6 protein-coding genes are annotated in these 6,564 nt (G+C 52.7%); 5 read left to right on the top strand and 1 reads right to left on the bottom strand.

Going from position 1 to position 6,564, the window contains the following annotated elements:
- Positions 1-51: 51 nt before the first annotated feature.
- Positions 52-1,143, bottom strand: a complete 1,092-nt coding sequence (locus tag AQR02_RS26175) for a threonine aldolase family protein (protein ID WP_054943297.1) — start codon at positions 1,141-1,143, stop codon at positions 52-54.
- Between the two features lie 233 nt (positions 1,144-1,376).
- Here AQR02_RS26175 and udk point away from each other — a divergent pair, with 233 nt between their 5' ends.
- From udk to AQR02_RS26200, 5 genes are all read left to right on the top strand, one after another.
- Positions 1,377-2,018 carry a uridine kinase gene (udk, locus tag AQR02_RS26180; RefSeq protein WP_054943298.1) on the top strand — a complete coding sequence of 214 codons (642 nt, stop codon included), beginning with the start codon at positions 1,377-1,379 and terminating at the stop codon, positions 2,016-2,018.
- Positions 2,019-2,459: 441 nt separating this feature from the next.
- On the top strand, positions 2,460-3,317 hold the full coding sequence (locus AQR02_RS26185) for a carbohydrate ABC transporter permease (protein ID WP_054943402.1): 858 nt from the start codon (positions 2,460-2,462) through the stop codon (positions 3,315-3,317).
- Positions 3,314-4,195: a carbohydrate ABC transporter permease gene (locus AQR02_RS26190; RefSeq protein WP_054943299.1), complete on the top strand. Its 882-nt coding sequence runs from the start codon at positions 3,314-3,316 to the stop codon at positions 4,193-4,195. Before AQR02_RS26185 ends, AQR02_RS26190 begins: the two co-directional genes overlap by 4 nt.
- A 55-nt stretch (positions 4,196-4,250) precedes the next feature.
- Positions 4,251-5,639 carry an ABC transporter substrate-binding protein gene (locus AQR02_RS26195; protein WP_054943300.1) on the top strand — a complete coding sequence of 463 codons (1,389 nt, stop codon included), beginning with the start codon at positions 4,251-4,253 and terminating at the stop codon, positions 5,637-5,639.
- 82 nt (positions 5,640-5,721) lie between these two features.
- Positions 5,722-6,564, top strand: an 843-nt coding sequence (locus AQR02_RS26200) for a LacI family DNA-binding transcriptional regulator (RefSeq protein ID WP_054943403.1), incomplete at its 3' end; no start/stop codon positions are given.

Consider the following 6,564-nt stretch of genomic DNA (forward strand, 5'->3'; position numbering starts at 1 on the left):
TCATATAAAAAAACCGGCACCCTCCTTATTCGGAGGATGCCGGATTATCGTTTAAGCTTCTTTCAGCAGCTGATCGAGCAGCCTGAACGTCTCTTCCAGTTTGGTTTTGGAAATCCCGCCGTACAAATCGCCGATGTTCAGCTCATAATAACAGGAGTTTGCTCCGGTTTCCTTCAGCCTTGCGGCAAGGGCTACACCCGTCTGCGCACACACTTCGATTAGAATCGGTTCTGCCTGCTCTTTGGACAGGGCAAAATGGACATGGAACATATTCGACACCGGCACTTCCGGCAGCGTAGACACCTTGTCGCAAGCGTTGAACAGAGCCGCAAGCTCCTTGGCTTCCGTGTAATACTGTGCCATCCGGCCGGCCCGTTGCCGGTAGTAATATAGTGCTGGAATAATATACGGATACAGGCTGATCAGATCGCCGCCGTGCCGCCGCTTCCAGATCTTAGACTCCTCTGTAAAGTCCCTGCTGCCCGCGAGAATCGCTCCGGCAATGCCGCCTATGCCTTTGTAGAAGGAGATATACACACTGTCGAACAGCCCGCAGACCTCTGCCGCGGTCTTCCCGTAATACGGCAGCACCTCGAGCAGCCGGGCCCCGTCCAGATGCAGAATAATGCCCTGCTCACGGCAATAGGCGGAGATGGCTTCAAGCTCAGCATAATCCGGCAGCTGGCCGCCGATCTCGCGCTGGGGCAGCTCGAGAAGCAGGCAGGCAATGTCCTCTCCAATATTCCGCACATCCGCCAGCGTAATCAGACGGTCCTTGTCAGCAAGCAGTACCGGTTTGATATGGTGCAGCTCCTTCAGCCCGTCCTGCTCATGAATCTCCAAATGGCACAAAGGATGATAGGCGACAGTCTTCAACCCTTTGCGGTCGCACCAGATCCGGAGCGCAATCTGCTGAGCCATCGTTCCGCTCGGGAAGAAGACCGCTGATTCTTTACCGAGTACGCCTGCTATTTCCGCCTGGAAATCCTCGATGACTGCGCCGTCCCCGTATATATCACTGGCTATATTGCCTTCGGCAGCGGCAAATGCTTGTTTCAGCACCTGCACATCCCGTTTCCCGTGGCCCGCTAATTGAATCTCAGCTCCGTTAAAGGCCTCCAGCAATGTTATCTGTTCTGGCATAAGGGCAAAATCTCCTCTCAGGTACGCTATAATTGAACAATGTTCTAAAATTATAACATTTCACGGCAAATTTCTAAATTTCAAGAAGAATCAGCTTTAAAAACCTGTAAATCCTTATGTTTTTTTAAAAAATTCACGTTTTAGTACCTGTATCCGAGGTGAAATAAGTTTACCGCTGTGCTACAATATTGGAATTGCAAAGGCAATAGCTTAGGGAGGTTTATTACAACACCATGCTTATTATTGGTATCGCCGGCGGGACTGGTTCCGGCAAAACAACGGTAGCCCGCTCCGTCATTAACCGTCTTGGAACTGACAAAGTGACGTTCATATCTCAGGATAACTACTATAAAGACCATTCCTATCTCAGCCTCGAAGAACGCGGAGCAATCAATTACGATCATCCGCTGGCTTTTGACACGGAATTGCTGATTGAGCATCTCGATTGTCTGAAGTCAGGACAAGCCGCCTATGCTCCAGTGTATGATTTCACCACGCATGCCCGCTTCACAGACAAAACCGTTGAGCTGAAGCCCAACAACATTGTTATCGTGGAAGGCCTGCATGTGCTGTCCGACGAGAAGCTGCGGACACAGCTGAACATTAAGGTATTCGTTGATACTGACCCGGATGTACGGATTCTGCGCCGGGTGCTGCGCGATATTGAGGAACGCGGCCGGACGATCCGTTCGATCCACACGCAATATCTGACGACGGTCAAACCTATGCACGAGGCGTTTATCGAGCCTTCCAAGAAATACGCAGACCTCATCATCCCCGAAGGCGGGCAGAATGAAGTCGGCATCGAGCTATTGTCGGTATTGACCGCGAAATATTTGTCGGGCGATCAGCAGTGGAACGGAAGCACACGTTAAGGCATAACCGGATTTAAGCTTTGGGACAGACAGCTGCTGTGAGCAATCATGGCAGCTGTCTGTTCTTTACCTGCTGTTACGGGATCAATAATCCCAACACCTGCTTTCTACGCCAGCTTAATGTCATTATAATTAACACGGAAGACAATAATATCGGCTTAACGGATCAATAATTATAAAAAAACATAGGTTTGCGTAATATTTATTGACTGGTAGCGCTTTATTCCCTAAAATAACTGTTGATTATTCCCGGCCCATCCTCTATGATATTGTCATCAGGATGATAATAAAGTTTAAGCGCTTAAACTTTATAATTTTAACCCCAGAAATACCGAGCTTATCCGACTTTTATTTGCAACAAAAGTTAAAGCGCTTAAACTTTAATGATGAAAGGTTGGTGTGACCGTGATTAAGAGTGAAAGCCGGCGGCAGACGTTCTACATGTACATGTTCATATCGCCGTGGCTCATCGGCTTCCTTGTCTTCGCCCTTTATCCCATCTTGTCTTCACTCTACTACAGCTTCACTGATTATGACATTATCCATCCGCCCAGGTTCATCGGCCTGGCCAACTACACTGAGATGTTTGGCAATGAGCTGTTCTGGAAGTCTGTAACGGTCACGCTGAAATATACCTTCATTAGTGTACCTGTACAGCTGCTGCTGGCCCTCGGCTTCGCGCTGCTGCTGAATCAGACCCTTCCCCTGCGCGGGTTCTTCCGGACTGCGATGTATTTTCCCAGCATGGTCTCGGGGGTGGCGATGTCACTGCTCTGGTACTGGATCTTTAACCCGCAGATCGGACTCTTCAATTATATGCTCTCCTGGTTCGGCATTCCCGGCCCGGCGTGGCTGATGAGTCCCGACACTGCATTATACGCGCTCATTATCATGTCCTTCTGGACCGCCGGAGCAGGGATGATCCTCTTCCTGGCCGGATTGCAGGGTGTGCCGGGCAGCCTGATTGAAGCTGCCAGGCTCGATGGGGCGGGACGCTTGCGGATTTTTGTAAATATTACTCTGCCGATGATCTCCCCGGTCCTGCTGTTCCAGCTGATTATGGGCCTGATCGACTCCTTCCAGGTCTTTACCCAGGCATTTGTCATGACGCAGGGCGGTCCCAATTACTCCACCTGGTTCTACGTCTACAATCTGTACACCAGCGCCTTCAAGGAATACCGCGCCGGCTACTCTTCTGCACTGGCCTGGGTGCTGCTGATCGTAGTCATGCTGTTCACGGCCGTCATTATGAAGCTGTCTAACCGTTATGTTCACTATGAAGGAGGCGGACGCCGATGAGTATCGTCAAAGCTGCCAGCTCCCGGGCACCTTCATCCCTGCCGCACCGCCGGAAGGCTGACCCGGTCAAGATTGCCAGCTTCGCAGCCCTGCTGATTACAACCTTCCTGATGCTGCTGCCGCTGTTCTTCATGGTCTCCACCTCACTGAAATCGAAGCGCGAAATGCTGAAATTTCCGCCGACCTTTCTGCCGGAGAGCTGGGCCTTCGGCAATTACACAGAGATTTTTGATACGCTGCAGTTCGGCACGCTGTATAAGAACAGCCTGATTATCGGGGTGCTCACCGTCATCGGCACGCTGCTGTCCTCGGCACTGGTCGCTTACGGCTTCGCCAGATACCGCGGACGGGGCAACCAGCTCTGGTTCATTCTGCTGCTGAGCACCATGATGCTGCCTTATCCGGCGATAATGATTCCGCAATTCGTGCTCTTCTCCAAAATGCAGTGGATCGACACCTTCCTGCCGCTGGTCGTACCCGCCTTCTTCGGCTCGGCGTATAACATTTTTCTGCTGCGCCAATTCTTCTCCACACTGCCGGAGGAGCTGTTCGACGCCGGAAGAATCGATGGCTGCGGCGAGCTGAGGATGTGGCGGACGATCGCACTCCCACTATCGGCTCCGGCGCTGGCAACCGTGGCGATCTTTGCTTTTATCTACAGCTGGAATGATCTCTTGACCCCGGTGCTTTACTTAAGCTCCTCGGACAAATTCACGCTTCCGGTCGGCATGGCCTCACTCACCTCCTCCCGGTTCCGTATTCCGCCGTGGCATCTCTTAATGGTTGCCTCCGTGCTGGCGATGGTGCCGATTGTCACCCTGTTCGCCATCGCCCAGAAGCAGTTCGTGGAAGGCATTGTACTTACAGGCATCAAGTAATCTCCGCTGCTCTTGCCAGCGGCCCAATACTCTTGAAATGATGGAGGGATTATGGATGAATAAGAACACCATGAGAAAACGGTCCGCATTGCTGCTGGCCGCACTGTTGACTACAGCGGCGGCTTTGTCCGGCTGCGGCGGGGGGAAATCGGCAGGCAATGTGGCTACAGGCAGCGGAAACAACGGTAACAGCAGCGGCTCAGGCGAACAAGTGACGATTACGCATTATACGATTGATTCCGAGGACCGCACCTTCATCGAGAAGCTGATTCCTGACTTTGAGAAGGAGCACCCGAACATCAAGGTCAAAGTGGAAAAAGCGCCCTACGAGCAGTTCGACAGCAAGCTGCAGACCCTGATTGCCGGAGGCAAATCGCCCGATGTCACCAGCCACTACGGATACGGCGGTTTTGCCGAATATTACAACAAAGACATGCTGCTCGATCTGACCGACCTGATAGCCGAAGACGGGTTCAAAGCTGAGGATTACCATATCCCCGACAATCTGATGAAAATATACACGGTCAATGACCGTACCTACGGCATCCCGGTGAATATGTATGTCACGCTCATGCTGTACAACAAGGATATGTTCGATGCCGCGAAGCTCTCCTATCCGCCAAGTGACTACGAGGACAAGAGCTGGACGTTTGAGAAAATGGCCCTAGAAGCCAAAAAGATGACCGTAGTGTCGGACGACATCGCCAAAACCCAATACGGGGTTGACTTTACCTGGGCTGAACGCGACATGCGGCCGCTGTATTTCGGGGCTGAGCCGTACTCTGAGGATACGTGGACTAACGGGGGAGTGCCGTCTGAGACGTATTTTGACTCACCCGAGGTCATCTCCGCCTACCAGAAGCTGTTCGATCTGGTCTTCAAGGATAAGGTTTCACCAACCTCCGAGTGGAGCAAAAGTGTAGCGGGCCAGAACGGCGACCCCTTCGTAGCCGGCAAAATCGGCATGTCGATCGGCGGCTCCTGGAATCTGGCAGGCGCGAATGATTTTCCGTTCAAAATTGGCGTAGCCGCAGTCCCATGGGGCGGTAATGATAAAGTGCGGAGTACCTTGTATGTTGACCCGCTGCTGATTCTAAAAGGCTCGAAGCATCCGAAGGAAGCTTTTGAATGGATCAAGTTCCTGATGACTACCGAGGTTCAAGAGAAATCCATCGAGCTGAGCGGCGGCAATCCGCCGGTGAACACCGAGGCTGCGGAAGCATACTATAAGCATTTTGACGGCATTGATCCGGCCGATGTGAAGAAGGTGTACGAAGGTGCGGTCAAATACGGCTCTGAATCCTACAACCATCTGATCACCAACTATTCGCAGATCAACGACATGTTCATCAATGAGCTCCAGCCGGTCGAGACCGGCCACAAATCCCTTGAGGAAGTGATGCCGGTCATTCAGAACAAGGTCACCGAGATTATCAAGCGGTAACACCTTTAGCGGAACATCTCCCGACCCTGTATACTGGAGGTAGTATTATAGCTTCGGAAAATCACCGCAAGGAGCGCTGGAGATGAAAGTAAGTATATTTGATGTAGCCAAAAAATCGGGATTGTCCGTTGTTACCGTATCCCGCGTACTAAACGGCGCCGGATCCGTGCGGGAAAACAACCGGCAGAAGGTGCTCGATGCGATCAGGGAGCTGGACTACCGGCCGAGCGCGGCTGCCCGCAGTCTGGCCAGCGGGAAGACCGGAATTATCGGCCTGATCGTAACGACGCTGCAGGATTCCTTCTTCGATGCAGTGGTCAAAGAGCTGAACGAGGTGCTTGCGCTGCACGGGTATTTCCTGGCCATCTCCATCTCTACAGGTATGGAAGGCGGCGACAATCATTACCTGATCCAGGAGGACCGGGTAGACGGACTGATTCTGCTCTCGCCGATGGAGGAAGACAATTATCTCGTGGAGCTTAAGCGCCGGGGCATTCCCTACGTGCTGATCGATAATCAGCAGGAGAGTAATGATGCCTACTCGGTTACCATCGACAATGTCAAAGGCGGCTATGCCGCAGCCAGCCATCTGCTGGAGCTGGGGCACACCTCCATTGCCCATCTCTGCGGGCAGGAGATGTTCCGCAGCACGCGCGAGCGGCGCAGCGGCTTCCTGCAGGCGCTGCAGGAGAAAGGGCTGGAGCCGTTCGAAATTGTACACGGAGATTTCGATATCGGCATGGGTTATGATACGGGCAAACGCTGGCTCCGGGAGGGGAAGCTGCCCACGGCAGTGTTCGCGGGCGACGACAACATCGCGCTCGGCCTGATCAATGCCCTGATGGAGGCCGGCATCCGCGTGCCGCAAGAGGTGGCCGTGGTCGGCTATGACGACCACTATATTGCTTCGCAGCTCCGCCCGCAT

Source organism: Paenibacillus ihuae, from assembly GCF_001368795.1.
Lineage (GTDB): Bacteria > Bacillota > Bacilli > Paenibacillales > Paenibacillaceae > Paenibacillus_AQ > Paenibacillus_AQ ihuae.

Coding starts and splice junctions, on each gene's coding strand:
- udk (WP_054943298.1), top strand. CDS start 1,377: ATGCTTATTATTGGTATCGCCGGCGGGACTGGTTCCGGCAAAACAACG.
- AQR02_RS26190 (WP_054943299.1), top strand. CDS start 3,314: ATGAGTATCGTCAAAGCTGCCAGCTCCCGGGCACCTTCATCCCTGCCG.
- AQR02_RS26195 (WP_054943300.1), top strand. CDS start 4,251: ATGAATAAGAACACCATGAGAAAACGGTCCGCATTGCTGCTGGCCGCA.
- AQR02_RS26175 (WP_054943297.1), bottom strand. CDS start 1,143: ATGCCAGAACAGATAACATTGCTGGAGGCCTTTAACGGAGCTGAGATT.
- AQR02_RS26185 (WP_054943402.1), top strand. CDS start 2,460: ATGTACATGTTCATATCGCCGTGGCTCATCGGCTTCCTTGTCTTCGCC.